The 26,676-nt window shown below is 48.0% G+C and carries 25 protein-coding genes; 16 read left to right on the top strand and 9 right to left on the bottom strand.

The annotated features are described in order from the left end of the window. Positions 1-4 precede the first annotated feature (4 nt). The 3 genes from ACMVP2_RS08330 (at position 5) to ACMVP2_RS08320 (ending at position 4,002) form a co-directional block, all read left to right on the top strand. Positions 5-1,147, top strand: coding sequence for a nitrilase-related carbon-nitrogen hydrolase (locus ACMVP2_RS08330; protein WP_416867375.1), 1,143 nt, complete (start codon positions 5-7; stop codon positions 1,145-1,147). Positions 1,148-1,255: 108 nt separating this feature from the next. After that, positions 1,256-3,184: a molecular chaperone DnaK gene (gene dnaK / locus ACMVP2_RS08325; RefSeq protein WP_317488475.1), complete on the top strand. Its 1,929-nt coding sequence runs from the start codon at positions 1,256-1,258 to the stop codon at positions 3,182-3,184. A 131-nt stretch (positions 3,185-3,315) separates the two neighbouring features. Next, positions 3,316-4,002, top strand: a complete 687-nt coding sequence (locus ACMVP2_RS08320; RefSeq protein ID WP_416867374.1) for a hypothetical protein — start codon at positions 3,316-3,318, stop codon at positions 4,000-4,002. Here ACMVP2_RS08320 and ACMVP2_RS08315 read toward each other — a convergent pair. Further along, positions 3,999-5,546 carry a hypothetical protein gene (locus ACMVP2_RS08315; protein ID WP_416867373.1) on the bottom strand — a complete coding sequence of 516 codons (1,548 nt, stop codon included), beginning with the start codon at positions 5,544-5,546 and terminating at the stop codon, positions 3,999-4,001. The two genes, ACMVP2_RS08320 and ACMVP2_RS08315, sit on opposite strands and share 4 nt — an antisense overlap. Before the next feature lie 194 nt (positions 5,547-5,740). Between ACMVP2_RS08315 and ACMVP2_RS08310 the strand changes: the two genes are divergently transcribed. Together ACMVP2_RS08310 and ACMVP2_RS08305 are read left to right on the top strand one after the other, a co-directional pair. After that, a complete protein-coding gene (locus tag ACMVP2_RS08310; protein ID WP_339787928.1) occupies positions 5,741-6,940 on the top strand; it encodes a 2-isopropylmalate synthase in 1,200 nt (399 codons plus the stop codon). A gap of 111 nt (positions 6,941-7,051) precedes the next feature. Then, positions 7,052-7,636, top strand: a complete 585-nt coding sequence (locus ACMVP2_RS08305; RefSeq protein ID WP_416867372.1) for an O-methyltransferase — start codon at positions 7,052-7,054, stop codon at positions 7,634-7,636. Positions 7,637-7,682: 46 nt separating this feature from the next. On the opposite strand, the gene ACMVP2_RS08300 is transcribed toward ACMVP2_RS08305, so the two are convergent. Continuing rightward, positions 7,683-8,435 (bottom strand): hypothetical protein, encoded by a 753-nt coding sequence (locus ACMVP2_RS08300; RefSeq protein ID WP_151998155.1) that lies wholly within the window; start codon positions 8,433-8,435, stop codon positions 7,683-7,685. Between the two features lie 218 nt (positions 8,436-8,653). After that, on the bottom strand, positions 8,654-9,406 hold the full coding sequence (locus ACMVP2_RS08295) for a sterol desaturase family protein (RefSeq protein ID WP_416867371.1): 753 nt from the start codon (positions 9,404-9,406) through the stop codon (positions 8,654-8,656). A 134-nt stretch (positions 9,407-9,540) separates the two neighbouring features. Between ACMVP2_RS08295 and ACMVP2_RS08290 the strand changes: the two genes are divergently transcribed. Next, positions 9,541-10,755, top strand: a complete 1,215-nt coding sequence (locus tag ACMVP2_RS08290; protein ID WP_416867370.1) for a TCR/Tet family MFS transporter — start codon at positions 9,541-9,543, stop codon at positions 10,753-10,755. Between the two features lie 2 nt (positions 10,756-10,757). Here the strand turns inward: ACMVP2_RS08290 and sdaAA are convergent, their stop codons facing one another. After that, complete coding sequence (sdaAA, locus tag ACMVP2_RS08285) at positions 10,758-11,663, bottom strand: L-serine ammonia-lyase, iron-sulfur-dependent, subunit alpha (RefSeq protein ID WP_416867369.1); 906 nt, start codon at positions 11,661-11,663, stop codon at positions 10,758-10,760. 124 nt (positions 11,664-11,787) lie between these two features. On the opposite strand from sdaAA, the gene hemE reads away from it, so the two are divergent. After that, entirely contained in the window at positions 11,788-12,819 is a 1,032-nt protein-coding gene (gene hemE, locus ACMVP2_RS08280) for a uroporphyrinogen decarboxylase (RefSeq protein ID WP_416867368.1), read from the top strand. On the opposite strand, the gene ACMVP2_RS08275 is transcribed toward hemE, so the two are convergent. Beyond that, entirely contained in the window at positions 12,816-15,182 is a 2,367-nt protein-coding gene (locus ACMVP2_RS08275; RefSeq protein ID WP_416867367.1) for a response regulator, read from the bottom strand. The two genes, hemE and ACMVP2_RS08275, sit on opposite strands and share 4 nt — an antisense overlap. A 118-nt stretch (positions 15,183-15,300) precedes the next feature. On the opposite strand from ACMVP2_RS08275, the gene ACMVP2_RS08270 reads away from it, so the two are divergent. Continuing rightward, positions 15,301-16,536, top strand: a complete 1,236-nt coding sequence (locus tag ACMVP2_RS08270; protein WP_416867366.1) for an arginine deiminase family protein — start codon at positions 15,301-15,303, stop codon at positions 16,534-16,536. A 119-nt stretch (positions 16,537-16,655) separates the two neighbouring features. Here ACMVP2_RS08270 and ACMVP2_RS08265 read toward each other — a convergent pair whose 3' ends face one another. Continuing rightward, positions 16,656-18,467, bottom strand: a complete 1,812-nt coding sequence (locus ACMVP2_RS08265; protein ID WP_416867365.1) for a DUF5060 domain-containing protein — start codon at positions 18,465-18,467, stop codon at positions 16,656-16,658. Between the two features lie 525 nt (positions 18,468-18,992). On the opposite strand from ACMVP2_RS08265, the gene ACMVP2_RS08260 reads away from it, so the two are divergent. From ACMVP2_RS08260 to ACMVP2_RS08245, 4 genes are all read left to right on the top strand, one after another. After that, entirely contained in the window at positions 18,993-19,397 is a 405-nt protein-coding gene (locus ACMVP2_RS08260; RefSeq protein ID WP_339787902.1) for a hypothetical protein, read from the top strand. Positions 19,398-19,595: 198 nt separating this feature from the next. After that, a complete protein-coding gene (locus tag ACMVP2_RS08255) occupies positions 19,596-19,832 on the top strand; it encodes a hypothetical protein (RefSeq protein ID WP_339787899.1) in 237 nt (78 codons plus the stop codon). Continuing rightward, the gene (gene vapC, locus ACMVP2_RS08250; protein ID WP_151998167.1) at positions 19,829-20,224 is read left to right on the top strand and encodes a type II toxin-antitoxin system tRNA(fMet)-specific endonuclease VapC; all 396 of its coding nucleotides are present in this window, start codon (positions 19,829-19,831) and stop codon (positions 20,222-20,224) included. The genes ACMVP2_RS08255 and vapC overlap by 4 nt, the downstream gene beginning before the upstream one ends. Positions 20,225-20,437: 213 nt before the next feature. Further along, entirely contained in the window at positions 20,438-20,935 is a 498-nt protein-coding gene (locus ACMVP2_RS08245) for a hypothetical protein (RefSeq protein WP_416867364.1), read from the top strand. 107 nt (positions 20,936-21,042) lie between these two features. Here the strand turns inward: ACMVP2_RS08245 and ACMVP2_RS08240 are convergent, their stop codons facing one another. After that, the gene (locus ACMVP2_RS08240) at positions 21,043-21,579 is read right to left on the bottom strand and encodes a hypothetical protein (RefSeq protein WP_339787892.1); all 537 of its coding nucleotides are present in this window, start codon (positions 21,577-21,579) and stop codon (positions 21,043-21,045) included. Positions 21,580-21,692: 113 nt separating this feature from the next. Between ACMVP2_RS08240 and yiaA the strand changes: the two genes are divergently transcribed. The 3 genes from yiaA to ACMVP2_RS08225 all read left to right on the top strand — a co-directional run bounded on the left by yiaA (position 21,693) and on the right by ACMVP2_RS08225 (position 24,253). Continuing rightward, the gene (gene yiaA / locus ACMVP2_RS08235; RefSeq protein ID WP_416867363.1) at positions 21,693-22,082 is read left to right on the top strand and encodes an inner membrane protein YiaA; all 390 of its coding nucleotides are present in this window, start codon (positions 21,693-21,695) and stop codon (positions 22,080-22,082) included. Between the two features lie 409 nt (positions 22,083-22,491). After that, positions 22,492-22,650 (top strand): hypothetical protein, encoded by a 159-nt coding sequence (locus ACMVP2_RS08230; protein WP_339787885.1) that lies wholly within the window; start codon positions 22,492-22,494, stop codon positions 22,648-22,650. Between the two features lie 220 nt (positions 22,651-22,870). Continuing rightward, positions 22,871-24,253: a serine hydrolase gene (locus ACMVP2_RS08225; RefSeq protein WP_416867362.1), complete on the top strand. Its 1,383-nt coding sequence runs from the start codon at positions 22,871-22,873 to the stop codon at positions 24,251-24,253. Between the two features lie 118 nt (positions 24,254-24,371). Here ACMVP2_RS08225 and ACMVP2_RS08220 read toward each other — a convergent pair whose 3' ends face one another. After that, on the bottom strand, positions 24,372-24,638 hold the full coding sequence (locus ACMVP2_RS08220; protein ID WP_339787878.1) for a type II toxin-antitoxin system RelE family toxin: 267 nt from the start codon (positions 24,636-24,638) through the stop codon (positions 24,372-24,374). Then, entirely contained in the window at positions 24,638-24,835 is a 198-nt protein-coding gene (locus tag ACMVP2_RS08215) for a hypothetical protein (protein ID WP_339787875.1), read from the bottom strand. The genes ACMVP2_RS08220 and ACMVP2_RS08215 overlap by 1 nt, the downstream gene beginning before the upstream one ends. Positions 24,836-25,443: 608 nt before the next feature. Between ACMVP2_RS08215 and ACMVP2_RS08210 the strand changes: the two genes are divergently transcribed. Beyond that, on the top strand, positions 25,444-26,676 hold the full coding sequence (locus ACMVP2_RS08210; RefSeq protein ID WP_416867361.1) for a mandelate racemase/muconate lactonizing enzyme family protein: 1,233 nt from the start codon (positions 25,444-25,446) through the stop codon (positions 26,674-26,676).

Genomic DNA, 26,676 nt, shown 5'->3' with positions numbered 1-26,676 from the left:
TATAATGCTCAAAGGTAGAAATTTATTACTCAGTGCCGGGCTGGTTTTTTCAGTTCTTTGTGGATGCTACTATTTGTGGATTCAGTCCGATAGGTCGTACGCCGACTTTGAAATGACATCTGAGCGCTCTGTTTTTGTCAAAGCGGGCACCTACACCAAAGGCAATATCGTTGGCATTCAGCCCTATATGGTGCCGGCAGACTACCGATCGGCCGATGCACTCTATGCCAAGTTAAACCGCTATCTTTCGATTGCAAAGAAAAATGGCTGCTTCACGTCGGCCACGGTGGTAGTCTTTCCGGAATACATAGGCACCTGGCTGGTGGCCATCGATGAAAAGGCCTCAGTGTATACAGCAGAGAAGACTAAAGACGCACTAAGTACAGCGGTGTGCTCTCATCCGATTTCTTTCCTTACCAACTATTTTGCGTCGGATGCCAGCGATCGGGCTACCGCTGCACTTTTTTCTTTGAAGGCGGTTGAAATGGCAGAGGCGTATCAGCAGGTGTTCGGCAGGCTGGCGGCTGAATACCAGGCAACGGTGGTGGCAGGATCCGTTGTTTTACCTTCGCCGTCGATAGAAGCTGGCGTGTTGCGGGTGGGTAAAGGACCCTTGCTTAACGTGTCGGCCACCTTTGATGCAACGGGTAAGTTGATGGCTCCACTGACAGTGAAGAATTTTTTGACATCCGAGGAAACGGCTTTTATCGTGGCCGGAAATAGTAGCCAACTGCCTGTAGTTGGTACGTCGGCCGGGAAGGTAGCGACGTTGATCTGTGCGGATTCATGGTATGCTGATGCATATAGGGTCATCGCCGACAAGGAAGTCGATTTTGTGGTGGTGCCCTCTTTTTTGGCTGGGGAAAATGTGTGGAACCAACCATGGAAGGGATACAATGGAGGCCAGCCTCCTGCCAATGTCAGTCCCGATGACATCGGCACACTGACAGAAGGTCAAGCCTGGCAGAAATATGGCATGCTCGGTCGGGCACCGGAATTTGGTATCCAAACGGGGCTCAACATTTTTCTGAGAGGCCAGCTATGGAACCTTGGCACCAACGGAAACCCCCTTGTGCTGTCTGAAGGCCAGCCCGAAATGATCGAAATTCCTGCAGATGGGGCTGCCATTGTTAATCTGCAGTTTTAGGTAATTCTGACATCTTGTCACAACTATTCCCTTAAAAACCACTTGGCACAACCCTTGTTTAGCTAAGTGAGTACGGATTGAAAATTTAAAGGAATAAAATACATAATCATGGGAAAAATTATTGGAATTGACTTAGGAACGACTAACTCCTGCGTCGCTGTAATGGAAGGGAATGAGCCGGTGGTGATTCCTAACAGCGAAGGAAGAAGGACAACCCCTTCAATTGTAGCCTTCCTGGACAACGGCAAGGGCGAGCGCAAAGTTGGCGATCCTGCTAAACGTCAGGCCATCACCAACCCACAAAATACAGTTAGCTCTGTTAAGCGCTTCATGGGTAAGAAATACTCTGAAGTAACTGCCGAGCGTAAAAATGTATCATACGGTCTTGAATCAGGCAGCAATGACACTGTAAGGGTGAAAATTGGTGATCGTAACTATACTCCGCAAGAGCTTTCAGCAATGATTCTTCAGAAAATGAAGTCTACAGCTGAGGATTACCTGGGTACTGAAGTGAAAGAAGCGGTAATTACCGTGCCGGCCTACTTCAACGATGCGGAGCGTCAGGCTACCAAAGAAGCCGGACAGATCGCAGGCCTTGATGTGAAAAGAATTATCAACGAGCCTACTGCCGCTGCGCTGGCTTATGGTCTTGATAAGAAAAACAAGGACATGACCATTGCGGTGTATGACCTTGGTGGTGGTACATTCGATATTTCTGTGCTTGAACTTGGCGATGGTGTGTTCGAAGTGAAATCTACCAATGGTGATGTTCACCTGGGTGGCGACGACTTTGACTCATTGATCATCGACTGGCTGGCTGAAGAGTTTAAGAAGGACGAGAACATCGACCTCCGCAAGGATCCAATGGCGCTACAGCGTTTGAAAGAAGCAGCTGAAAAAGCTAAAATTGAGCTTTCAAGCTCTGCCAGCACCGAAATCAACTTGCCCTATATCATGCCAGTTGACGGTATACCCAAGCACCTTGTGAGAACTCTTTCTCGCTCTAAGTTTGAACAATTGACCGACAGCCTGGTACAGCGTACGCTGGAGCCTTGCCGCAAAGCATTGAAAGATGCCGGCCTGAATCCTACAGATATTGATGAGGTAATTCTGGTAGGTGGTTCTACCCGTATTCCAAGAATTCAGGAAGAGGTAGAGAAGTTCTTTGGCAAAAAGCCTTCTAAGGGTGTTAACCCTGACGAAGTAGTGGCCGTAGGAGCAGCTATTCAGGGTGGTGTGTTGACTGGAGAAGTAAAAGACGTACTTCTGCTTGATGTAACCCCACTTTCATTGGGTATTGAAACAATGGGTGGCGTGATGACCAAGCTGATTGAGTCGAACACAACTATCCCTTCAAGGAAGTCTGAGGTGTTCTCAACGGCGTCTGATAACCAGCCATCTGTGGAGATACACATTTTGCAGGGTGAGCGCTCAATGGCGAGAGACAACCGCACCATCGGTCGTTTCCACCTTGATAGTATACCACCAGCACCACGTGGTGTGCCACAGATCGAAGTAACATTCGACATAGATGCCAACGGTATTCTTAACGTGTCTGCAAAAGACAAAGGAACCGGTAAGGAGCAGAAGATCAGGATTGAAGCTTCTTCTGGATTGACCGATGCTGAAATCGAAAAGATGAAAGCCGAAGCAAAAGCCAACGCAGATTCTGATCAGGCTGAAAGAGAGAAAATAGATAAGCTGAATGGCGCTGACTCTATGATCTTCCAGACCGAGAAGCAGCTGAAGGAGTATGGTGAGAAGCTTTCTGAAGGTAACAAGACTGCTATTGAAGCGGCCCTTGAAAATCTGAAGACTGCTCACAAGGCTCAGGATATCGCAGGTATAGACACTGCCACTGAGGCTTTGAACCAGGCATGGGCAGCAGCCTCTCAGGAAATGTATGCTTCTACTGAAGGTGGGCAGCCAGGTGCAGATCCGGGACAGCAAGCTAACGGTGCCGCCGGAGGCGAAGCGAAAGCAGACAGTGATGTGTCTGACGTAGAATACGAAGAGGTAGACGATACGAAAAAGTAGTCGTTTGCCCTACATCATAGATCACGAAGCCTCTCAGGAAACTGAGGGGCTTTTTTGTGTTTTATTTTTACACGATTCTCGAAAAGAAGGCATTTTTCACTTACTTTAGTCATTGATTCATATTTTTTCAGATGAGAGCAAGTAAGATTTTTTCGCTGGTGACTTCTTTTTTTGTTTGCATGGGTTTTTTCGCAAACGGGCAGGAAGCATACCAAAGAATAGAGGTGGCAGCTCCTTTGCACCCATTCATCAGAACGTTCGAAAATTACTACCTGCAGTCGGAGCTGTACGTAACGCCAAAAAGAAGCTGGATAGCAACCGCTGGTTACAAAGGCGGGGAGTTATGGCAGCTCTTTTTTAGAAATGGAAATTATAAAGGCTACCGGCTTGACCTTGGCCACAGATTCTACATGCCTACGGAGGTTCGTTGGATGCAGGCTTTTGCAACAGCCAACTTAAACCTTGAAGCTGGAAAGCTAGCTATTCGGCAAGGTGCGTTCGTGCCCACCGACTCTCTGCAAATGAAAGGCGTGATGATAGGGCCCGAAGTAAACTTCGGAGCCAAAATCACAGTCTTTAAACGGGTAACATTGACCACCCTTGTGGGCTATCGGCACTATTTCAACACATTCAATACAAATAAAATCACCAGCAACCCTGCCTACTGGCGATACAATGATTGGGATAATAACCATCAGAACTGGGAAGAGAACAGAGAGTATGTTGAAAATTTCAGAAAGGGCAGGTATCCCGTTGTTCAAATCAACGTGGGCTATGTGTTCGGACTTCGGAAAAAGGAAAAGCTGCCTGAGAGCTAACCATTTCTCTCCTCAAACTTCCTCCTGATCACCAGCTGAACCGGCACGCCGTCGATCTTACTCTCCAGCCACGAAATAATGTCGAGATAAAGGAAGGCTCGGAGTTCAAAGGGCTGTTTCAGTGTTTCCTCCAGCCTTTCCTTCAGTGCCTGGAACTCCTTTTTTATGTTTTCAGGCAGCATGCCCGGTACTTTTCGCAGCCATTTGATGATCTCCTTTTGCACCCCCTGGAGGTTATCCATTTTCACTAAAAACCGATACACCGACTTGATTTGGTACTCCAGCAAGTCGCTATTGCCCATTTCGTAATGGGCAATCAGGTTCAGTATACGTGCGAAGCAATGAATGTCTTCTCTAAGACTAACATCTTTGAGATTGATGATTTTGTTGAGGTATTTGACTGCGTTTTTATTGTCGTCGCTGCCAAAATAGAGGCAGGCGATTTTGTAGTAAAAAAGCAGTACCCGGTGAGAGTCGATTTTGTTGTCAAACTTATCAATGATTTCCAACACATCAGGAACAATGACTAGGCCTTCGGTAAACCGCCCCTCCATAAAAAACAGGTTGATCTTGTCGTTGTAGTAGTAGAAGGAAAGCAAACTTTGAATGTTCTCATTCTGAGAGAAAAGAGTCGAATTCTTTAGTTCTTCCAGCACCAGAAGGTTTTCTGCAAACTTGGGATAATGCTGAATATTGAAGAGTGCCGCCAGGAGATTGTGTAGTCCTTTGATGTACAGGTCGGGCTTCCTTTTGATCATCGCCGGATGGCTTTTGAAAAGCTCCACCCAGCGGTCGGCATAGCGGTAGCACTTCACAAAATCCTGCACGATGTAGTAGTACCAAACCATCGATTGGCAGAGGTACACCTTCTCGTTGAAGCTGAGGCTGTCATACTCGTAGTCGGGAAGGTTCCTTTTAAAATAATGCTGCACAACCCTGTAGTCTTCTTCATTTCGCACATAGCCCAGCTTGATGTAAAGGCTGTAAAGGGAAATGGACAGGTTCGACAGCTCTTGTGTTTTGGCAATTATTTTGGTTACATGCCTCGACTCATTCACCAGCTCCTCTGCTCTGTTGCCAATGCTTCGGGTGATGTACTGCCCTTCAATCAGCTTTTCGAAGTCGATAATCTCCAGCTGCAGAATCTCTTCATTGTTTTCAGCGGCCTTCTGTTTCAGCTTGTCGAGAATCCGGAGGCTTTGCTTATAGAGCCCTTTGTTATAAAGCACCCTTGCATAGTCAATTTGCTCCCGTACTTCAATAGGGTAGTCGTAGTTGATATGGATAAGCCGGAGGCTTTTCAGCACTTGCCCGTACAAATGACTTTTCAGGTTGGAAAGTTGCTGAGGAATCAATGACGGAGCCTTTTTAAGGATCACCTTTTCGTCATAAACATCAACATCGTCCATCACGTCGAAAAGAGTGATGAACTTACTGTCCTCCTTGCCGTTGATGCGCCTGGCATACAGCTTGAAATTGCGCTTCTCAGCCTTGGTGAGCGACTTAATCAGCTGGAATAAGGGGTCTGTTTCTTGTTTGGCCATTGTATTGTCTGCATGGCAATATAGCCGTTAATTTGCAATTTGAGGCTTTTTATTGTCAAATAGATGCTTTTGGCTGTCGTAGTGATTTTGAATTTTAGGCTTTGGCAGACCTTCAGTTAAAGTAGATTTGTTGCATAGAATCAATTATCGAATACCAGAAATGGGATTCTTGTTAAGAAAACACACACCTTAGTATGAGCAAAGATCGAGTCTACATTTTCGACACTACCCTTAGAGACGGCGAACAGGTTCCGGGCTGTCAATTGAATACTGAAGAAAAAGTAATTGTTGCCAAGCAACTCGAAGCCCTCGGCGTTGACGTAATTGAGGCTGGTTTTCCGGTGTCAAGCCCTGGCGATTTTAACTCTGTAGTAGAAATCTCCAGGAATGTGACTGAGCCGGTGGTTTGTGCCCTTACCAGGGCCAAAGTGGTTGACATTGATTGTGCGGCTCAGGCCCTCCATTTAGCCAAAAGAAAGAGAATCCATACTGGCATCGGATCTTCCGATATCCACATTCAACATAAGCTTAAGTCGACCCGTGAGAAGGTACTTGAGCAGGGCATTTCTGCTGTAAAATACGCCCGCCGCTTTGTCGACGACGTGGAATTTTTCTGCGAAGATGCAGGCCGTGCCGACCTTGAGTTTCTTGCATTGATGGTAGAAGGCGTGATTGCAGCCGGTGCCACCGTGGTCAATATTCCCGACACAACCGGATACACATTGCCATGGCAGTTTGGCGAGCGCATCAAGTATTTGTACGACAATGTGCCTAATATCGATAAGGCCATTATCTCGGTGCACTGCCACAACGACCTTGGTATGGCGACTGCCAACTCAATTTCTGGTTTGGCCAATGGTGCCCGTCAGGTGGAAGTCACTATCAACGGTATTGGAGAAAGAGCTGGAAACACTTCTTTGGAAGAGGTGGTGATGACATTGAAGTCGCACCCATACCTGAACCTGGAAACCAATATCAACACCAAGGGCATTTATGCGATGAGCAAAATGGTGTCGCACATGATGAACATGCCTGTGCAGCCTAACAAGGCGATTGTGGGCAAAAATGCTTTTTCTCACTCTTCGGGTATTCATCAGGACGGCTTCCTCAAGCACAGAGAGAACTACGAAATCATCGATCCGGAGGATGTAGGCGTTCCTTCGTCATTGATCCTTCTTACTGCCCGCAGCGGCAGGGCTGCGCTTACGCACCGCCTTCAGGTGCTTGGCTACAAGTTCGACAAAGACGAAATGGAAGTAATTTACATGCACTTCCTTGAAATGGCCGACCGCAAAAAGCAAATCGAAGACGAAGATTTGTTTGAATTGGTGAAGATTGACGAGGTGGAAGCTTTGTTGAGCACCAAAACTGGAAAAAGCAAGGACGTGCTATAAACCAGGCGGGAGCCTTTGAAGCATCGGAGGCTGATTTTCCGAAACCTTCAGAATTCTTAAGTCAATACGGACAAATTTTTAATACAGGAGATTTCTGTAAACGTTACCCCTATGACCGATGAGATCAAACAAGCGGTACCGGCTGCGTATCGTGGAATTGCTGTGGCCACTGAGAAAGCTGGCTTCACAATGGCTTCCGACCCTTTGACAGGTTCCCTGCTACGAACACTTGCTGCCTCAAAACCGCAGGGCAGCTTTTTGGAGCTGGGTACTGGCACAGGGCTTTCCACCTCGTGGATATTGAGCGGCATGGATCAAAAGTCGTCCCTGATTTCGGTCGACAATAACGAGACATTTCTGGGTATCGCCGCCGATTTTTTGGATCACGATCCCCGGCTACAGCTTGTGTGCGCCGATGGCGAGGAGTGGTTGTTAGCCAACAGTAGCCTGCGATTCGACTATATCTTTGCTGATACGTGGCATGGGAAATATTTAATGCTCGAAGATGTGTTGGCGATGCTCAAACCAGGAGGGCTCTACATCATCGACGACATGCTGCCTCAGCCTAACTGGCCTGAAGGTCACTATGAGAAAGCGCTTCGACTGGTGGAAGAGCTGGAAAAAAATGAAAGTTTGCTGCTGACAAAACAGACCTGGTCAACAGGGATAGTAGTAGCAACAAGGAAGGCAGGATAGGGGAAACAAAAAAGAGAGGCCTTCAAATTTGAAGGCCTCTTAATAATTACTTAAGTCTTTTGCTTATTTCTTCAATTTTTGGCTTGGCGTCTTCACGGCCAAGGTCGAACGCTTTCTGGTACAAGTCGAGCGCCTCTTTGTAAGACTCCTTCTTTTTCTTAGGAGCAAGCTGCGTACGACGGGCAGCCTCTTCCGCTGCCTGAGCTCTCATAAAGTAAGAGTCGGCCTGCGAAACTTTAGACTGAGTGAGCAGTTCAGTGATTCTGGTTTCCAGCATGGTCAACTCCTGACGCTTAGCTTCAATTTGCAGCGCTTTGTCTTCCAACTCAGTGTTTTGAAGCTCAACCAAAGTGCCCAACTGCTCATTCTTCTCTTTGTATTCCGCTACTGTTGCTTCCAACTGAGCTATTTGAGCCGTTTTGTCTTCCAACTGCTTCTTCAACCTTGCGATAGAGTTTGCGTATGTTTTGTTTGAAGAATTTGACTTCGCAAGACTCTTCTCCATTTCGTCGATTTTCTTTTCAGAGTCCTTTACGTACTGATTCAATTCACTCAAACGAGTGTTGAAGTCATCGTAAGTAGTGCCCATTTCCATGTTCACCTTAAGCGCATTCCTGTTTTGATCGATCGAATCGAGTAACACGCCGACGTTTTCAAGAACCGCCGACATTTGACGCTGGAAAGCAAGCTCCGTGTTAAGGGAGTCAATCTTTGCCACAAGTGTTTCATTTTCCTGTTTAAGGCCACAAGAAGCCATGAGTGAGGTAACAATAACCAACACTGCCAATTGATTTTTCATAATAGTTTGGTGCATTTTTAAAATTGCGAGGCAAAAGTATGTAAAAGATAAATTCGCTAATGAAGTTGGCCCTTAAATATTTTTAAATCAGGGAGTTATTTAACTGTGCCAACGAAGTTCCAGGGGCGGATAGCAGTCTGATATGGTCAAATGTAGCAAAAAATAAGGTAACACTGATATTCCTCTACTTTCCCTCATAGAAATGTTCCATTGGAAATCTATTTGGCCAAAGATTTTACCCGATCAAATTCTTCATCATAGTCTTTGCGAAGGGTGCCGAAAAGCCTGTCCCACCACAGGAAGTACAGGCCATAGTTACCTTTAAAGTATTTGTGGTGTTGATTGTGGTTCACTGACGTGTTGAACCACTTGCCCAAACACGTTCGTTGGAAGTTTTTTGGGTAGAGTTCATAGCCAAGATGCCCATAAACGTTATAGAGCATCATCAGTGCCAGCCAAATCAGGACTGCTGACCTGTGTGTAGGTATGGAGAAAACGATGACATATATAACACATGCTTCTATAACTGCTTCTGCTGGCTGGAAGGCTAGCGCAGCCCATGGCGAGGGATTGGTTGAAAGGTGATGAACCTTGTGCAATGCATTGAATAGCTTAGGGTGGTGCATTACCCGATGAATCAGGTAAAAATAGGCATCATGAATGAGGAGCATCAGCACGATGCTGAAGGCAAAATACCCCCAGCCATAATCTGCAACCTCGGTGTATTGTTTAGTGTAAGGTTTTATGAAGGGCGTAAATGTGCTCAAGGCTACGATCCAGAAAATAAAGACTGTTAGCAGACTATAGCCTATCTCACGCAGGTAGTCATTTCTTTTCGGAAAGACCTGCTGAATTTTTCTTTTTGCCCATTTAGTCTTCAGAAGCCTGTAAAAAACAAAAAAGGCAAAACCGGCGATCAGAGCATATCGCAGAAAAATGATGAAAAGAAGGATATATAACCTTTGATCCATTGGCACCAATATTTCCTCTAAAATACGATTTAGTGGCCAAAGAACCTTGCTGGCCCTTTGTATAGTGCTTCACCAAAAAAGCGGTTTGGACTATCCGCTTATTTCGTACCTTTCCGCCTTGTAATTTTTTCCTCATGTCCGAAAAACGCCCGGCCGCCCTCGGCTTCATTTTCATCACACTTCTTATAGACGTTACCGGGCTGGGCATCATTATACCAGTGCTGCCGAGCCTTATCAAAGAGCTTATCAATGGCGACCTCAGTCAGGCAGCTCAGTATGGTGGCTGGTTGTTGTTTGCTTATGCCGGCATGCAGTTTTTGTTTGCGCCTGTGCTGGGCGGGCTGAGCGACCGGTTTGGCCGCCGCCCGGTGTTGCTGGCTTCCCTGTTTGGGTTTGGACTCGATTACTTGTTGCTGGCTTTTGCACCGAATATTTGGTGGCTATTTGTTGGCCGTCTGCTGGCGGGAGTAACCGGCGCCAGCTTCACTACTGCATCGGCTTATATCGCCGACATAAGCACGCCTGAAAAAAGAGCGCAAAACTTCGGAATCATTGGGGCCGCCTTTGGCCTTGGTTTTATTATTGGACCCGTGATTGGCGGCTTACTAGGTCAGTATGGCTCAAGGGTGCCCTTCTTTGCCGCTGCCGCATTGGCGTTGCTCAACTGGTTGTATGGCTACTTTGTGCTTCCTGAGTCATTGCCAGCCGATAAAAGGCGGGCTTTCAGTATCCGTCGGGCCAATCCGCTGGGGTCGCTCAAAGCCTTGCAAAAATACCCTAAGGTACTTGGCCTGGTGGGCGCTTTCTTTTTCATTTACCTGGGGGGCCATGTGAACCAAAGCACCTGGGCCTACTTCACTATGCTGAAGTTTGGCTGGAATGAGGCCTGGGTAGGTTACTCGCTCGGCTTTGTGGGGTTAACTGTCGCTATAGTCCAGGGAGGACTTATCCGCATTGTGGTGCCGAAAATCGGGCAGTGGAATGCCGTATTCGTCGGCATGTTGTTTTATATTTTCGGCTTTGTTCTTTTTGCATTTGCATCGCAAGGCTGGATGATGTTCGCCATTATGGTGCCCTTTGCCTTAGGTGGTTTCGCCGGACCGTCGTTGCAAAGCCTTATATCTGCGCAGGTGCCATCCAACGAACAAGGGGAGCTTCAGGGAGCGCTGACCAGCATGACCAGCGTGACGTCTATCATTGGGCCGCCCCTGATGACAAATCTCTTTGCCTACTTCACCGGCGAGAATCCGATCGTTTATTTTCCGGGTGCAGCCTTTCTGGCTGCGGCGGTTATCACGGTCGTGGCTGTTTTTCTCGCAATCCCGTCGTTCAACAAAAGAAATTCCTGATCTCAACTGTCAGCATCGTCATCCAGGATTTCAATATCATGGATGAGAACCTTTTTGGCTATTGATCGTCCGGTAGGTGTGGTAGCAAGCCCACCTTCTGCTGTTTCCTTGTAGCGGCTTTCCATCGCCTGGCCTATTTCACCCATGGCCTCTACGCATTCATCGACAGGGATGACACTGCTTACGTCGGAAATAGCGATTTGCGCCGAGGAGTTGGCGATGGCTGCTGCACTGGCGTTGCGCACTACGCAGGGCACTTCTACCAGCCCGGCCACGGGGTCGCACACGAGGCCGAGCATACACTGAACAGTGATGGCCACAGCGTTAAAGACCTGGTCAATGCTACCTCCAAGGCAATAAACGATGGCTCCGGCAGCCATGGCTCCGGCGCTGCCCGTTTCTGCCTGGCAGCCACCTACGGCGCCAGAAATGGAGGCTTTTTGCTCCATGATCAGTGCAATGCCGGCGCCAACGAGTAAGCCTTCTAAGATTTTCCGATCGTCCAGCTGATGAAGCTCCTGTAGAGTGACAAGCGTTCCGGGCAGGATGCCCGAAGCACCGGCTGTAGGTGCCGCCACCACCCGGCCCATGCAAGAATTGACCTCTTTGGCGGCCAGGGCTCGTGAAATCAGCACTTGAAATTCCTTCGACAGGACGGTGATGGGGTTGTTGTAAACTTTTTTTGCTCCGTTGTTGATCATTCCCGAGCGGGAGGTCATATTCTCAGTGAGCCCCGTTTGAACGGCCTCCTTCATCACCTCATAGGCTTTTTGCAGGCCAACCCATATTTCCTCTTCCGTTTTATTCTTTTGCTGGATTTCGTATTCGATGACAGGCTCATAGAGCTTTATGCTTCTGTCCTGGCAATCCTTCTTCCAGCTGACGAAGCTTTCAAATAAGATACTCATAATGGGTCATTTGTTGTTCAACAAAGATAACGAAAAAGGAACCCGGAAACGTTTTGCCCCCAGGTGTCTATTTGTCTTGGTGAAATCTGAATGGAAATATGCAAAGGCTGACTAACTTTGCCCCATGCAATTGAAGAACGACCTGATCCTCCGGGCTGCCAGAGGAGAGAAAACGGAGAGAACCCCGGTATGGATGATGCGACAGGCAGGAAGAATTTTGCCTGAATACAGGGCCGTGCGAAACAGCCTGAGCGGATTCATCGAATTAGTAAAAACACCGCAGTTTGCTGCAGAAGTGACTGTGCAACCGGTAGACATTCTGGGAGTGGACGCTGCCATTATCTTTTCCGACATTTTGGTGATACCCGAGGCCATGGGTTGCCCTTACGAAATGGTGGAGAAGAGGGGGCCAACATTTCCCAAAACAATAAAGACTGAGAAGGATATAGACGAGTTGCGCATTGCCGACGGAGAATTCGATTTGGGCTATGTGATAGAGGCCATCAAGCTTACCAATAAAGAGCTGGCAGGCAGAGTGCCCCTGATAGGGTTCGCCGGAGCCCCATGGACACTTTTTTCTTATATGGTGGAAGGGTCTGGCAGCAAAACGTTCTCAAAAGCCAGGGGCTTTTTGTACACCGAACCTGTCCTGGCGCACAAGGCGTTGGAAAAAATCACGCAAAGCACCATCAGCTACCTGAAGGCGCAGGTAAAAGCAGGTGCCCACATGTTGCAGATTTTCGACTCGTGGGCGGGTGTATTGCCGCCTCACCACTATCGGGAATTCTCTCTTGCTTACATCAGAAAAATTTGCGAGGCAATTCCGGAGGTGCCTGTCACAGTTTTTGCCAAGGGAGCCTTTTTTGCGCTTGAAGAGATTGGCCAGCTGCCTTGCGCTACCGTCGGCCTCGACTGGAACATGGACGTGGCCGAGTCGAGGGCAAAAGTGGGAGCCAGCAAAACACTGCAAGGCAACCTCGACCCCTGTGCCCTCTATGGAAGCTTTGCAGAGATAGAGAAGGCGACAAAAGACATGTTAAAGGCCTTTGGGCCTCAGCGTCATATCGCCAACCTGGGTCACGGCGTTTATCCCGATACCGACCCTGAGAAGGTGAAGTGCTTTATCGAAACAGTGAAGGACTACAGCCACGGCTAACTTGCCAGCGAAAGGTATTTGATCAGTTTTTCGTGGAGGTCCTCGGGCACAAAGGGCTTGGTAACAATGTCGTTCATGCCAACAGTGAAAATCTGATCCCGGATGTCTGAGGGGATGGCGGCCGTAATGGCGATGATGGGCGTTTTCGCATCTGTTTCCCTGATTTTTTCGGTGGCCTTGTAACCATCCATAACTGGCATCTGAAGATCCATCAGGATAATATCAAAAGGCGTGGCTGCGTGTTTTTCAACGGCTATCTGGCCATTGCCAGCAATTTCTATATTGGCTCCCCACTTTTGCAGAAATTTTTTGATGACCAGCACATTCACCTTGTTGTCTTCCACCACTAATATTTTTTTGCTCTCCACAATGTTTCTGTCGATCACCTTTGGAGCCACGGGGGCGGGGGATTTCTCTGCCGTTTTCACCAGGCCAAACCATTGGCTGAAGTAGAAGCGGGAGCCTTCGCCAGGTGTGCTGACAAACTGAATATCGGAGCCTTGCAGCCTCAGCAGCCGCCTGATGATGCTGAGGCCAAGCCCTGTTCCTCCGTACTCCCGGGTGGTGGAAGCGTTGCCCTGCGAAAAGCTTTCAAAAATCATTTCACTCTGACTCTCTTTTATGCCAATGCCACTATCAATCACCTCAAATAGCAACTTGACGCTGTCGCTTTCTTTTTCCTCCAGCGAAACCTTAAGATGGACAAAGCCCGACGGGGTAAACTTAAACGCATTGTCTAAAAGGTTGACCAACACCTGCGACAGCCGGGCTTTGTCGCATAGAATGTGGTCGGGGATATCCTCCGCTATTTGAAGTTGAAAGTCGAGCCGCTTCTGTTTAGCAGTTTTTTCAAAGGAGGTGTAAACCGATTGAAGGAATTCTTTAAGAGATATTTTTTCCGTAGAAAAGTCGATTTGGCCAGAATCGATTTTGCTAAAATCAAGCAGCTCGGTGATCAGGTTCATGAGTCGCTCCGCTGAAAACTTAAGTGTATTCAGGCTTTCCTTTTGTGTCTGCTTCGGCTTGTCCCCGATCAAAAAGTTGGTCATGCCCAACACAGCGTTCAATGGCGTTCTCATTTCGTGAGACATGGTCGAAAGGAACTCTGTGCGGGCTCTGGAGGCCTTTTCCGCTTGCTCTTTGGCTTCCTTAAGATTTTGGGCAAACCGAAATGACAGTATAAGGCCCTGACAAAAGAAGAAGAGGATGTGGGCTATGAAATTAAACAGGACAATTCTCGGTGTCAGGTCAAAATACACCAGTACATTATAGCCCACAATTGCAAAAACGATCAGTTTTGCCACAAGTGCATACACAGCCGCCGGCCTCTTGTGTATGACAGCCATCACCACTATGTATACTCCGTAGCAAATAGCCAGCAGAAGAACATAGAGATAGTAGGGAAGGATAGAAGTAAACAGTAATATCGGCCCCACGGCAGTCAGGAAGCTGATCCCCAAAGTGACCCAAAAAAAGACTGAAAAAATGGGCTTGTATATTTCTTCGGGATACAGGCTGACGATGTAACGGGTAAAGAAATAAAGACCCATAAATACACTGAGGTGTTCGAGCCTTAGCAATAGCGAAAACGGCATCTCCCATACTGAGTTGATAGCATAAATATCCGAGCCGATATTTCTGTAGGCGTATACCAGGCAAAACAGGGCAAAGTAAAGCATGGGCTTGTCGTGCCGCCCAAACAGGTATAGACCAAAGAAGAAAAAGCCCCCCATAAACATGGCACCTGCCAGAATCCAGTCGTAAGCCAGCTCGACTTCTTTGGCTCGGGCCAATTGCATTTCCTCCCCAAGGGTAATGCTTTGAGAGCTTCCGCCTTTTCGATGAACAAAATTGGAGACTTGAAGCACCAGGTGAAGTGTATCTGCCTTTTCTCTCAGCGGCTTTGTTTTTGGGTAAGCCTGAGGTTGCGATTCTTCTTTGGTTTTTCCAACAATGCCGTTTTTTGAAAACACCTCGCCGTTGATGAATAGCTGGTAGCTGGTGAAAAAGTCTTCTACCCACATGAGCAAGGGTGGATGGTCTTTGGGCAAAAGAACAGTAAGAGAGTAGGTGGCGTAACCTGCTCTGCTTAATTCGATACCGTCTACCTCCGCATTGTTCCAAATCCTGGGAAACTGAAAGTAGTGAGGAGGTTTTTTGGCTAATTCAGCACCTTCTGGTACGAGCAATTCTTCCCAGTAAAAGCCCCATTCTCCATCCAGCTTTATTGGGCCATCCCGCAAAAAATCCCAGCCCCTCAAGTCCAATGTCCCCTTCGTTGCTGTTGGTTTTTCAGCATCTGCGTGCAGGGAAAATGAAATAAAAGTGGTGAGGACTCCAACAAAAAATAAAAATCTCGACATCTTAGCCCCTTAAAGGGATTCAATATAGGCTTAATAGTTCAACAAATGGCCGTGCGAGCTGGTTGAATAAGTTTCGAATATAATTGTTTTCGACGAATACTTAACGGCAGACTAACCCATGGTTACTTCAGATATCGACATACTAAGAAAGGTAATAGTTCATCTCCCTGATCAGGGAATAGAATGGGTAACTCCCTTCAACAAGGCCGAGCTCTTGTACGATGACATTGTTTTTTTACCCAAAATGCAGGAGGAGCACAGCCTGCTTACCGGAGTGCTTTCTTTTTTTACCGGGGAGGAAAATGTGCTGGAGTTTACCGATCTTCTTACAGATATTTTGACCGATGCAAAGCTAAGGTCACAGCTGCTCGATGAAGTATTTAAGCTGGAAAGCCTGCCGCCCGACACACAGCTGGCAATGCAGCAGCTCTCACCAGAAAACCTCGCCAAAGCCCTGATTAGTGGCTATAAGGCAGGCGGAAATGTTCTGCTCAACCCCGTGCCCAACCTTATTTTCACCCGGGACATTGGCGCTGTGGTGAACAATTATGTAATCACCTGCCAGGCTGAAAAAATGCCCCGCAAAAGAGAGAACATTCTTACCTGGTTCATCACCCATCATCATCCGGTGTTTGTAAAAGTGGGTTACAAATACCTCGACTTGTGCACTTCGTCGGACCACCTGGCTACAACACTTTCCAACAGGGCGGAGACGATTGAAGGGGGTGATATTATTCATTTAAGCCCATCACACTTGCTTATAGGGTGCAGCGAAAGAACAAACATGGTGGCGCTCTGGAGAATCAGGGAGCAGCTGCGTGAGCACAAGGTGGTGGAGAAGTTCACCATTGTAGATATTCCCAAGGAAGAATATTGCATGCATATCGACACTATTTTCTCCAAGGTGAATACTCATGACTATGTGTTGTATGAGCATGTGCTACAGGATCCCACCCAGATCAGCATAGAAAGCTTCGATTTGCAGGGGAACACTTCGCAACGGTTTGACACTATAAAGGATTTGATACTGGCCGAAGATGCCGAGGCCAGGTTTGTGTCGTGCGGCAATGGGGAGCATCCCTTCGATCAGCGGGAGCAATGGAGCAGCGCCTGCAATTTTGTGGCTGTAAGGCCTGGTGTGGCAGTTACTTACCGCCGGAATACCAAAACCATCGAGGGCTTTCAGCACCTTGGATATACTGTTATCCCTGCGGAGCAATTTCTACAGCAGGCCACCGAAGGCAAAATTAACAAAGAGAAGATTCAAAACACCATCATCACTATTCCTGCCGGAGAGCTAAGCCGTGGCAGCGGGGGCCCGCATTGCCTCACTTTTCCGATAGAACGGGGTTAGCGGGATGGCTGTTCTGGCAGGTGTCTTCACCTGCCAGCCCGTTCAGCAGGGAGTCCTCACCCGCTACCGTTCTGGCGTGTGTCTCACACGCCAGCCCGAACCGTTCCGGCAGGGTATCCTCACCCGTCGGCTTTTACCAACACCGCCCAATCCTTTTCTGGCTCTGAAGGCGGGTTTCCAAGCGAACGCACCTCGCCTCCTTCTACTGTCTTGATATCGGTTTGCTGTAGCTCGCCCCCAGTTCTTGGGTTGTACCAGCTTACGGAATAGCTTCCTTCAGCGCCGGTCAGGTCGATAGAGGCTTCTCCCCCCAATGGAAGGAACACCGCATATACTTCTCCCGGCTTGGCCAGACAATACGTGTTCTCTCCCGATAGTTCATCGTGGCTTTCCATTTCGACAAAAGGCAGGTGTGTCTGGAAAAAGTCGAGGCCGACTTTGGTATAGTCCCACATGCGGTCTCTGGAGCGCCAGTCTTCGCAACCCAGGTCGTTGTCGTGGTTGAGATAGCCGAAGTACCACTCCACGCCGCCGCCGCCAGCCATCAGGTTGCCCCAAAGCACCGACACCCTCACAGTGTCCTGGTTATTGTCTTCCCGGTCGTCGGGATCCAGCCCACGATTAGCGGGCCCAATTTCGTCGATATTCACTATCCAGGGGTGATCAGCCTCAGCTGACTTTTCTACCCATCGTTTTGTGTCCTCATGAGCATCGCCGATGTATCCGATCTGGATCGATGGACCGTCGAGGCTTGGGTGACCCAGCAGCCTGTCGAACATTTCGTGACGCAGCTCCTTGTGAGAGTGGGTGTGAATTACCACGTAGTTTTGATAGGGGTCGTGGGTTTTGAAATAGTCGGTCATGGCCTTCTGCTGCTCGGTGGTTTGCCCGTTGGGGCTGAAGCTGGCTGGGCCGTTTTCTTCGCCCATGTTCCAGGTCACGGCCAGGTGGTGGCCAAAGCGGGCGATCAGCTCCCGGTAGTAAAGCTTCCGCTGCGGGCCGGTGTCGCCATCGTCGAGCAGCTTTTCGTTTTCTGTTTCCTGGGTCACTATGTGAAGCATGATGCCCTTGCGCTCCATGTGGTCGAACACCACCTCCCACTGGTCGAGCTTGCTACAATCGAAGCGGCTGCGCTCGTCGTAGCCGGTGTAAGGCCACACATCTTTGCCATCGCCGCCAATGTTCATGGTAAGGAAGTAGATGGAATTCATGCCCTTGCTGGCCAGGTAGTTGATGCCGCCGATCAGGTTTTTACCTTTGCCGCCCTGCCAGGTTGGGTCGCCTTGCTGCCAGTCGGCAGCATGAGGGGTATAATTGTGCAAAGTGGCTTTGTTCTCTGCTTCGCCCGATCTGTTTTCGCCTTCGGTTTCTTTGTGCGTGCCGTCAAAGTCGCTGTAGCCAAGCAAATCTTCCGGACTGTCGGCTCCGCCTTTCAGAAAGTACTCTCCGGTTTCCTGAAACTGGAGGTAGCGCTCCCGCACGTAGGCAAGTCGGCCTTTTGCCCGAAGGTCAGGCAGTTGGTAGTTGCCCGCTGCCACTATGAGTTTGCCTTCCTCACCATCAAAGGCGACGGGTTCTCCTGTCTGTGGATCATCATCTACGGCTATATTGGCACCCTTACGAAACGAAACCTGGTAGGTCCATTCGCCTTCTTCATCGGGACGGAAATGCACCTTCCACACATTGCCAGCAGTGGCACTGCTTTCACCAGCATTGCCATCGGCCGCATAGTAGCCCGGCACCAGCATTTTCTTCAGCCCTTTGGAAAAGACCACGTTCAGCCGGTAGTCGGTGAAAGGATTGTCAGCAGCGTCTTCGGCCGTTTCGGGCCCTGCGAAACTGAGGGTGACTTTGTCCCATTTAGTGGCTTGCAGGGGTTCTTTTTGAGTGCAATTGGTAAGCAGCGCTAAAAACAGGGCTGCTGATAGCATAGAAGCGGAAAGTTTGTGCATAGTAGGCATTAGGTATGTTTAATGGGTTGAACTTACGATAAATTGGGTAGAAGGCATAGCTGCTTGTTTTGGGAGCGGCCAAATTGTATATGATGACATCGAAAAAGGAATTATCTTGATTGAAAATACTAGGGAGGTATGAGCCAGGGCCATACCGATGTGTTATATGCAATGATAGAGACGAACAAATAGATACTGCAAGATGCCATTCTCCTGCCACTTTCAACTGAATAACGGCGCCATATCAGATGAAGATGAGATCATCTTCCAAACTTTTATAGACTCGTCATTTGGCACTTTCCATGCAGAATGTGTACGAATTGCGACAGTTTCCAGAAACGGACAACGTGCATTTATTTCCACAACTTGTCCCTGTTTCCCATCGTCGAAAAACAAAGAACTAACAGAAGGCACTAGAATAGTTTCGTCGACGGTGATTGGTGCCTTTTCAGCAAACGGAGAGGACATTCCATACAACAAACCTTACGCTAAAATTGTATTTTAATGAGCTGGGACTTATTTGTACAGGATTGGGGGACTGCTAAGACATTAGAAGAGATCCCAGACGATTTTCAACCACAGCCGATTGGATTGCGTTCGTCTATCATCAGGCAAATTCAAACCTTTGAGCCAGCGGCAAATTTTGATGACCCCTCTTGGGGAACTATTGAAAACGATCAGTTCTCGATTGAGTTTAACATGGGGAAAGAGGAAGAGCTAGGCTCTTTCGTACTTCATGTTAGGGGCGACGAACTTGCCATTCCCTGCATTGGAAATATCTTGAAACACCTAGGGCTAAGAGCGGCAGATGGCTCCAACGGCGAATTTTTCGACAATGAGACAGCGACTGAGAAAATGCAGGCCTGGATGGAATTTCGAGACCGGGTCACTGGGAAGAAAAGCATATAACACAGCGGTAAATATGAATGTGGGCTTCACCGGGCTATCAATGGTCAGTTGGCTTGAATTCTCCACCACAAAGTATAATTTTAACATCCAGGTGGCTAGCCGCTGTGGCCAGGGAAGTGCGTAGCATTCCACCACTCATTCCAACGAGGCATTGTGGCTCATATATCTTCTAATTGCATAATTTCGTAACTTTACCTTATGGACGCAGCTGAGAAGAAAATATTGAACAACTACTTTGGCCTTCTGGAGCGGATGAACCCCTCTATGAAGGTTAACCTTATTGAGCGACTCACAGCCTCTATAAATTCCCGGACTTCTTCTAAATCTAAGATTCGTTCTTCATTTGGAGCTTGGGACTCTGAACAATCTGCAGACGAACTTATCGATGAACTCAGAATCAGCAGGCACACTAACCGCCAGATTGAAGAGCTTTGAAATACTTGCTGGACACTAATATTTGCATCTACTACATGAAGGGTAGATTTGGGCTAGACGCAAAATTCGACTCACTGGACGTAGACTCGCTGTTTATATCTGAAATTACATTGGCCGAACTCAAATTTGGAGTGGCCAAAAGCGCAAAGCCGTCTCGCAATTCAAAAGCACTTGACAACTTCCTTTCTGGCATTCAAATCCTCCCAATTTTTGATGCCTTGGACACTTTTGCATCTGAAAAAGCACGCCTTAGGAAAGAGGGGCGTATAGTTGACGACTTCGATTTACTAATAGGAGCATCTGCAATAGCAAATGACTTAACGTTGGTGACGAACAACGAAAAGCACTTCGAGCGTTTGAAAGGGATAAAGCTGGAAAACTGGGCCAGTTAATAGCTCCACAACACATGGCTACTATCACGCTTGAGAGGCTCGGCTGTAAGCTGGCAGCAGCTCGCTTGGATTCTCCGCAACAAAGCATAATTTTAACATGGCATGGCTAAGCGCAAGGGGTATTTGAATTGTATTGAAAATCCCACGAGCTTGTTGTAGCGACCCATTAGTGATAATTGAAAACAGATGCGAATAAACCATTTCTCGACGGTCATGGCCAACAAATCTGATGCAGAGCTTGTTAAGGTAATTAACACTCCAGCGACTTATGCAGAAGAAGCTCAATTGGCGGCTGCTTTTGAGCTCAAAAGCCGAGGAACTACGTCAGACGCAGTTGATCGACTCATAGCCAAACTGACCGACAAACTTGAAGCGGAGCAACAAGTCAAAGAATTTGAGAAAAAACTAACTTCGAAGAACACCATTTACTTTTTGGCTTTCCTGGTGACTCCCCTGGTTATCGGACCTTTCATGGCGTTCAATATATGGGAGCTTGGTAACAGAAAAGGAATTTGGACAGTGCTAGGCCTTACTGTACTCTACTTGCCCTTGTTAGTGATAGCTCTAGAGCTGCTACCAAGCGACTTGAGTTGGATGGTTGGGGTGATACACTTGATTTATGGAGTTTTTTTTGTTGAATGGACCTGGAAGAAATACCTGCCGACTTTTGACGAGTACCAGAAGGAAAAAGGAATCTCAACTCAAACCTAAGACATGTTCCTCCTCCCGAAGATTTAGATTTAGCGATCAACGAATCGGGCCGGGTAAACTTGTGGATATTTCTATTCAAGCTTCCGGCTTGCTCAAATCAACATCCTCTATTCCTTCAACTTCCCCAAATAAGAATAAAGTAACACCAGCACATCCTGCGGGTCCTGGCCTGCCTGCCCAAACTGCACAAAATAATAGTCTCTGATGGCACGAAACAGCACCCATTCGGCTTCCGAGTTGCTGTCCACGTTTTTGGCTTTGGTCCAAAGTTCGTAGGTCTTCCGTTCGGTAAACTCCCGGGCCTTGTACGAGCACTCCTGGTATCGCTTTACTGACTTATTGATGAGTAGCTGGCGCTGAAAGGCAAGGGCGACTTTGTTTTCCATGATTTCGTCAGAGAACAATTGTTCGAACTCAACATAATCACGCATGAGCTCGCCAAACTTTTCATAGTGTTTGATGTGGGTTTTCAGCAGCTCTGCCTCAAAACTGACAAGGTCACCAAAGTAATAGTAGAAACTCGACCGGGCCAGCGACACCAGGCCTGACAGCCGCTCGACATTGAGCGCTTCCGGGCCTATCGATGCAAACAGCGAATACCCACATTCTATCCATTTCAGCCTGTTTTCAGTTGTTTTCTCCATGTCAGACAGCCAGCATAAAAAAATCTCTGTACACTATTGTACAAACAAAGTAGGCAAATTACCTCGTTGAAAGCATCAGGTTGAATTTTATTCAAAGCAAAAACCACAAAACTATGAATCAAAAACCATCAAATGCATTTGTCGCTGCGTCATGGATTGCGCTGTTGACAGGTATGATTGGGTACCTCGTAGGTCTCTTCAGAGCAGAGATGATGCTCAACGAGAAGGGTTATTATTTTACTGTTTTGATGTTTGGCTTGTTTGCCGTGATTTCTCTGCAAAAGGCCGTACGTGACAAGCTGGAAAACATACCGGTAACTCATTTGTATTATTCCATTTGCTGGTTCTGCACCGTTTTGTGCTTAGTACTTCTTACCATCGGCTTGTGGAATGCTGATTTGCTTCCCAGCGAAAAAGGCTTTTATGCGTTCTCTTTTATCCTTTCACTTTTTGGGGTGATTGCGGTACAAAAAAACACCCGAGATTCAATCGCAACAGAGTGATGTTGCCAGGTGCTGTGTAAACATCACAGCTTCACAAGGCTTTAAATCAGAAAGTCTGCACTGTCTTTTTTACTCAGTGCAGACTTTTTAATGTGGGCTTCCAGTGCCCCACTAGTGGAAGCATCCGTTTCTTTGTCAGTTAATTAAAAGTCGGCAAGCTTTTGTAAATTGTAGAGTGGCAAACGGAACGAATAAAGGGCTTGACTTTGTAATTGACAGGCTGAGTAATTCCATAGAGAATGTAATGACTGGAGATAGTTTCACAAACAATATCATTCATTTCGAAGACGCAACTAATAAGGCATTACACTGAATCATTGGGAGCGTTTCATGCAGGCGGTCGTGTAATGATTATTGAAACAGGTGCCGCACTACGACTTATAGACAGGTACTTTAAAGACATTGAGTCATGACAAAAAAAAGGAAAGAATTGGATGTGGATTTTATCGGAGGGTTGGAGCCTTTGACAAAAGAAGAGGAAAAACTAATAAGCGACGTCATAGAAAATCGTAAGAAAGCGAGATCAGCAAAAGCAAAACGGACTGATGGGAAAAAAGTAAATGCCTAGTAGGTCGGCAGAGTTCTACAAGGCAAGTGTTTTCGACATCGAAAAGCTGCCACTAACTTAAGCGCCCGCTTGTGCTAATCTCTCCGTTGAAAAAGCCTATCCCTCTGCCACCAAAAGCCACAAAAACTCCTATCTTTAATTAACGCCCTGCTTTGTCAACACCCGCAAGCAACCCGGGCGCTTCTTTTTTCATCTTGATTACCTAAACCTATCCACCTTTATGAAGCAGCTCAGAATTGTTTTCGCCCTTCTTCTTGTTGGCGTTGTTAGCTACCAGTGCACCGACAAATCAAACAAGGACACCACAGTTGGTATGCCGCCCGAAGTAGTAGCCACTATTGAAAAACGTATTCAGAACGGACAAATGCCCAGCATGGCCCTGGCAGTTATCGACTCGTCGGGAGTGAAGTATTACAATTTTGGCAAAACGACGCTGGACGGTAAACCGGTTGATGAAAACACCATTTACGAAATAGGGTCTATTTCCAAGGTGTTTACGGCTATTCTGCTGGCGCAGCAGGTGCTGGATGGCGAGTTGAAGCTGGAGGACGAAATTAACGACTACCTCCCGGACACCGTGCAAGTCCCCGTAATGGGCGATGTGCCCATCACCTTTGGCAACCTCACCGACCATACGTCGGGCATCCCAAGAATGCCGACCAATTTTGCCCCGGCCAATCCCAATAATCCCTATGCCGATTACACTGTTCAGCAGATGTACGAATTCATTTCTAACTATGAGCCCAGTAGAACGGTTGGCTCCGAATATGAATACTCCAACCTGGCCCAGGGCCTATTGGGGCATCTGCTGGCCCGGAACAAGAACACAACTTATGAGGCGCTGATGGTGGCAACCATTGCAGACCCGCTGGGAATGAGCAATACAAGGATTGCCTTTACCGAAACGATGAAACAAAGCCTGGCGCTGGGGCATACCGGCCCCTATGTGGTGGAGAATTGGGACATTCCCACGCTGGCGGGGGCAGGAGCCATCAGGAGTTCCACTTCGGACATGGCGAAATTCATTTCCGCCAACCTGGGCTATATGGATACCCCCTTGCGGGCAGTCATGGACATGTCGCACAAAATGCGGCACAGCAAGGCCGGTAGCATGCAGGTGGGCATGGGCTGGCATATTAAGAACGGCAGGGAAGGAGATGTGATCTGGCACAATGGCGGCACCGGAGGTTACAGAACCTTTGCCGGGTTTGTGAAGGAAACTGGGAAGGGGGTGGTGCTGCTGACCAACTCCAGCACTGGTGCCGACGATATCGGCTTCAACCTGCTCGATTCCGGGTCGGAGCTGGCAGAGCAGTACTTTAAGAGTGATGCAGTGGAGGTGCCTGAGTCGGTGCTGCAGCAGTACGTGGGGGTGTACGAGCTACAGCCTGGCTTCATGATCACCATCACGAGAGAAGGCGGGCAGCTCTATGGACAGCCTACAGCCGAGGAGCGCTTTGAGATTTACGCCGAAAATGACACTGTTTTTTTCCAGCCTGAAGTGAGGGCTAAGATATCGTTTCAGGTTGTCGATAATGGAATGGTAGAGAGCTTAATGCTGTTTCAAGGGGGCGGCGGTGGAGTAGCCAGGAAGATTGAGTGAGGTGGGAATGAATACTTCGTCGTAGCCAGGTTCTGAAGCGTCCCATAGTTTTTCGCAACACTTTTACGCTCATTTTTAATACCAATCTTAATCCGAAGGGATCAAATAAAAGCGGCAACTATGGAAACATTTTGTAGATATCTTTTCGGTGCGCCACTCTGGCAAACTGAACAATATTACCTTCCATGAATACGCCAATTCGATAGTTTCCTGAGCGGAGCCTGAAAGCATTATCAAAGCCAGCAAGTTTTTTAACACCAGGTAGTTCCTCTATTTTCTCGGCTTGCTTGACCTGTTCAATAACCTCAGCAATTGCTTTTCGATCTTTGGGTTGGGTAATTTTATTAAGGTCTTTGCTGAACCTCTTAAGATAAACAACCTGCATCAACCTTTCAGTTTTGCCATTACCTCATCTTCAGATGCAAAGTCAGAACGGTCGACATCTTTCATCAGGATAGATAGTCCCAAATCTTCTGCATCTTCATCGGATAAGACCATCGAATCAACACCCAGCTTCTTCAGTAGCTCTGAAATAAACTGAAATTCTTCCTCACTTTGCGGATTGACGACGATTGAACTCATAAAGCAAATATAACTAATCGAAAAGATTGAAGCTACACGAATCTTCCATGAATACTAGGTGGATTAAGGAAGCCAGACAGCCCCTCCTTTAGGTAAAAGACATTCCGCAGTGGTGGGCTATATTTGCCAAGGAGACCGCAGATGTCCTTCACATTCGCTCGGCTTGAGCAAAGCTGCCGCAGTACTGCAACACGTTTGCTCGGCTTGAGCAAGGCTCCCGTAAGCTTGCATCACGCTTGCTCAGGTTGAGCAAGTCTCTCGCAGATCTGCGTCACACTTGCTCAGGTTGAGCAAGGCCGCCGCAAGCCTGCAACATGTTTGCTCAAGTTGAGCAAAGCTGCCGCAAGGCTGTTTTATGTTTGCTCAATCTGAGCAAGGCTACTGCAGATGTGCACGAGGTTGATAAACAGGAGAAACCTGAAAGCTCAAATCTCCGGCCCGATCATAGCAAGTAGCACCCGTCCGCCTGCGCCAGAAAGCTTTCATCTCAATTGAGCTAGGCCAAGTCACGCTTTGTCCCCATCTTTTACTAATTTCCGATACCCGACAACTGGTAATATACCTGCTGTCGGTTGACCATTATAGCTACCACTTAAAACTACCTGCTCATGACCACCCGAAGAGACTTTGTCAAAAAAAGCCTGTTGACGGCCAGCGGCCTCGCCATGGGGCTCCCATTTTTGAATGCCCATACCCAGTCCGACCTCAAAATCACAAAAATCAGGCACTACCGTGACCCCGATTATACCAAACCGGCCTTTGCTCAGATGCGGGACATTGTGGTGGTGGAAACCAATGGTGGCATCACCGGTATAGGAGAGGGCGGCTCTAAAGAGATGATCCAGAATGTGGCCGAAATGCTGATTGGTGAAGACCCGTTCCGTATTGAGCACCTGTGGCAGAAAGTAAACCGGGGCTATTTCTATCCCTCGGGTCGTGAGCGGCTCCACGCCATGGGTGCGCTGGACATGGCCCTGTGGGACATCAAAGGTAAAGCGCTGAATGTGCCGGTGTATGAATTGCTTGGTGGCCTCACCCGTGATTATATTCCTTGCTACTCCACCGGCTTTCCCGGCCAGGGGTCGGTGAAGGAAACGGCTAAAGCCTGCATGGAAGCTGGGTTTTATGCCTTCCGCACCGATGGAGGTGTTGGCTCAAGAGATGTGTTTGATGTGCACAAATGGCTGAACAGCTACCGAAGGCATTGTGAGCAAATCCGGGAGGGAGTGGGGGAAGACGGCCAGTGGTGCATCGACCTGCACACTAGGTTCGACACAGCCGAAGCCGTGACAGTGTGCAACATGATTGAGCCACTTCGGCCACTTTTCGTGGAGGATCTGGTGCGGTCAGAAAACCCAGGCATTTACGAGACGTTGCGAACCAAAGTAAATGTGCCTATCGCCGTAGGCGAGCAGTTTGGCGACCGGTGGGACATCAATGAGTTGGTAGAAGACCACCTAATCGATTTTTCGAGGGTAACCCTGCCCAATACCGGGGGCATTACCGAATTCATGAAGATCGCTGCCATCTGTGAAACACACTATGTGGGGCTCATTCCTCACTTTACCGGGCCGATTTCCACGGCAGCTCTTGTGCATACGCTGGGTGCCTCGTCGGGCTTTGTGCTCACCGAGATACTGGGTAATGCCGCAACGAAGACTGACTACCTCAACGACGACTATCTGAACTTCAAAAATGGGAAGCTCTACCCAACGGAGAGGCCTGGCCTTGGCATGGAGTTCAATCCTGCGAATGTTGAGCTGATCAACGAGATCACCAAAGGCAGCGACTACAACCACCCCGGCTTCAGGAGAGCTGACGGATCATTCACCAACTGGTAA

The organism is Imperialibacter sp. (genome assembly GCF_048007035.1).
Classification (GTDB): Bacteria; Bacteroidota; Bacteroidia; order Cytophagales; family Cyclobacteriaceae; genus Imperialibacter.
The sequence above is the reverse complement of the archived record's forward strand: the minus strand, read 5'-3'. Positions and strand labels throughout refer to the sequence as shown.

Coding starts and splice junctions, on each gene's coding strand:
- ACMVP2_RS08330 (WP_416867375.1), top strand. CDS start 5: ATGCTCAAAGGTAGAAATTTATTACTCAGTGCCGGGCTGGTTTTTTCA.
- dnaK (WP_317488475.1), top strand. CDS start 1,256: ATGGGAAAAATTATTGGAATTGACTTAGGAACGACTAACTCCTGCGTC.
- ACMVP2_RS08320 (WP_416867374.1), top strand. CDS start 3,316: ATGAGAGCAAGTAAGATTTTTTCGCTGGTGACTTCTTTTTTTGTTTGC.
- ACMVP2_RS08315 (WP_416867373.1), bottom strand. CDS start 5,546: ATGGCCAAACAAGAAACAGACCCCTTATTCCAGCTGATTAAGTCGCTC.
- ACMVP2_RS08310 (WP_339787928.1), top strand. CDS start 5,741: ATGAGCAAAGATCGAGTCTACATTTTCGACACTACCCTTAGAGACGGC.
- ACMVP2_RS08305 (WP_416867372.1), top strand. CDS start 7,052: ATGACCGATGAGATCAAACAAGCGGTACCGGCTGCGTATCGTGGAATT.
- ACMVP2_RS08300 (WP_151998155.1), bottom strand. CDS start 8,435: ATGAAAAATCAATTGGCAGTGTTGGTTATTGTTACCTCACTCATGGCT.
- ACMVP2_RS08295 (WP_416867371.1), bottom strand. CDS start 9,406: ATGGATCAAAGGTTATATATCCTTCTTTTCATCATTTTTCTGCGATAT.
- ACMVP2_RS08290 (WP_416867370.1), top strand. CDS start 9,541: ATGTCCGAAAAACGCCCGGCCGCCCTCGGCTTCATTTTCATCACACTT.
- sdaAA (WP_416867369.1), bottom strand. CDS start 11,663: ATGAGTATCTTATTTGAAAGCTTCGTCAGCTGGAAGAAGGATTGCCAG.
- hemE (WP_416867368.1), top strand. CDS start 11,788: ATGCAATTGAAGAACGACCTGATCCTCCGGGCTGCCAGAGGAGAGAAA.
- ACMVP2_RS08275 (WP_416867367.1), bottom strand. CDS start 15,182: ATGTCGAGATTTTTATTTTTTGTTGGAGTCCTCACCACTTTTATTTCA.
- ACMVP2_RS08270 (WP_416867366.1), top strand. CDS start 15,301: ATGGTTACTTCAGATATCGACATACTAAGAAAGGTAATAGTTCATCTC.
- ACMVP2_RS08265 (WP_416867365.1), bottom strand. CDS start 18,467: ATGCTATCAGCAGCCCTGTTTTTAGCGCTGCTTACCAATTGCACTCAA.
- ACMVP2_RS08260 (WP_339787902.1), top strand. CDS start 18,993: ATGAGCTGGGACTTATTTGTACAGGATTGGGGGACTGCTAAGACATTA.
- ACMVP2_RS08255 (WP_339787899.1), top strand. CDS start 19,596: ATGGACGCAGCTGAGAAGAAAATATTGAACAACTACTTTGGCCTTCTG.
- ACMVP2_RS08245 (WP_416867364.1), top strand. CDS start 20,438: ATGGCCAACAAATCTGATGCAGAGCTTGTTAAGGTAATTAACACTCCA.
- ACMVP2_RS08240 (WP_339787892.1), bottom strand. CDS start 21,579: ATGGAGAAAACAACTGAAAACAGGCTGAAATGGATAGAATGTGGGTAT.
- yiaA (WP_416867363.1), top strand. CDS start 21,693: ATGAATCAAAAACCATCAAATGCATTTGTCGCTGCGTCATGGATTGCG.
- ACMVP2_RS08230 (WP_339787885.1), top strand. CDS start 22,492: ATGACAAAAAAAAGGAAAGAATTGGATGTGGATTTTATCGGAGGGTTG.
- ACMVP2_RS08225 (WP_416867362.1), top strand. CDS start 22,871: ATGAAGCAGCTCAGAATTGTTTTCGCCCTTCTTCTTGTTGGCGTTGTT.
- ACMVP2_RS08220 (WP_339787878.1), bottom strand. CDS start 24,638: ATGCAGGTTGTTTATCTTAAGAGGTTCAGCAAAGACCTTAATAAAATT.
- ACMVP2_RS08215 (WP_339787875.1), bottom strand. CDS start 24,835: ATGAGTTCAATCGTCGTCAATCCGCAAAGTGAGGAAGAATTTCAGTTT.
- ACMVP2_RS08210 (WP_416867361.1), top strand. CDS start 25,444: ATGACCACCCGAAGAGACTTTGTCAAAAAAAGCCTGTTGACGGCCAGC.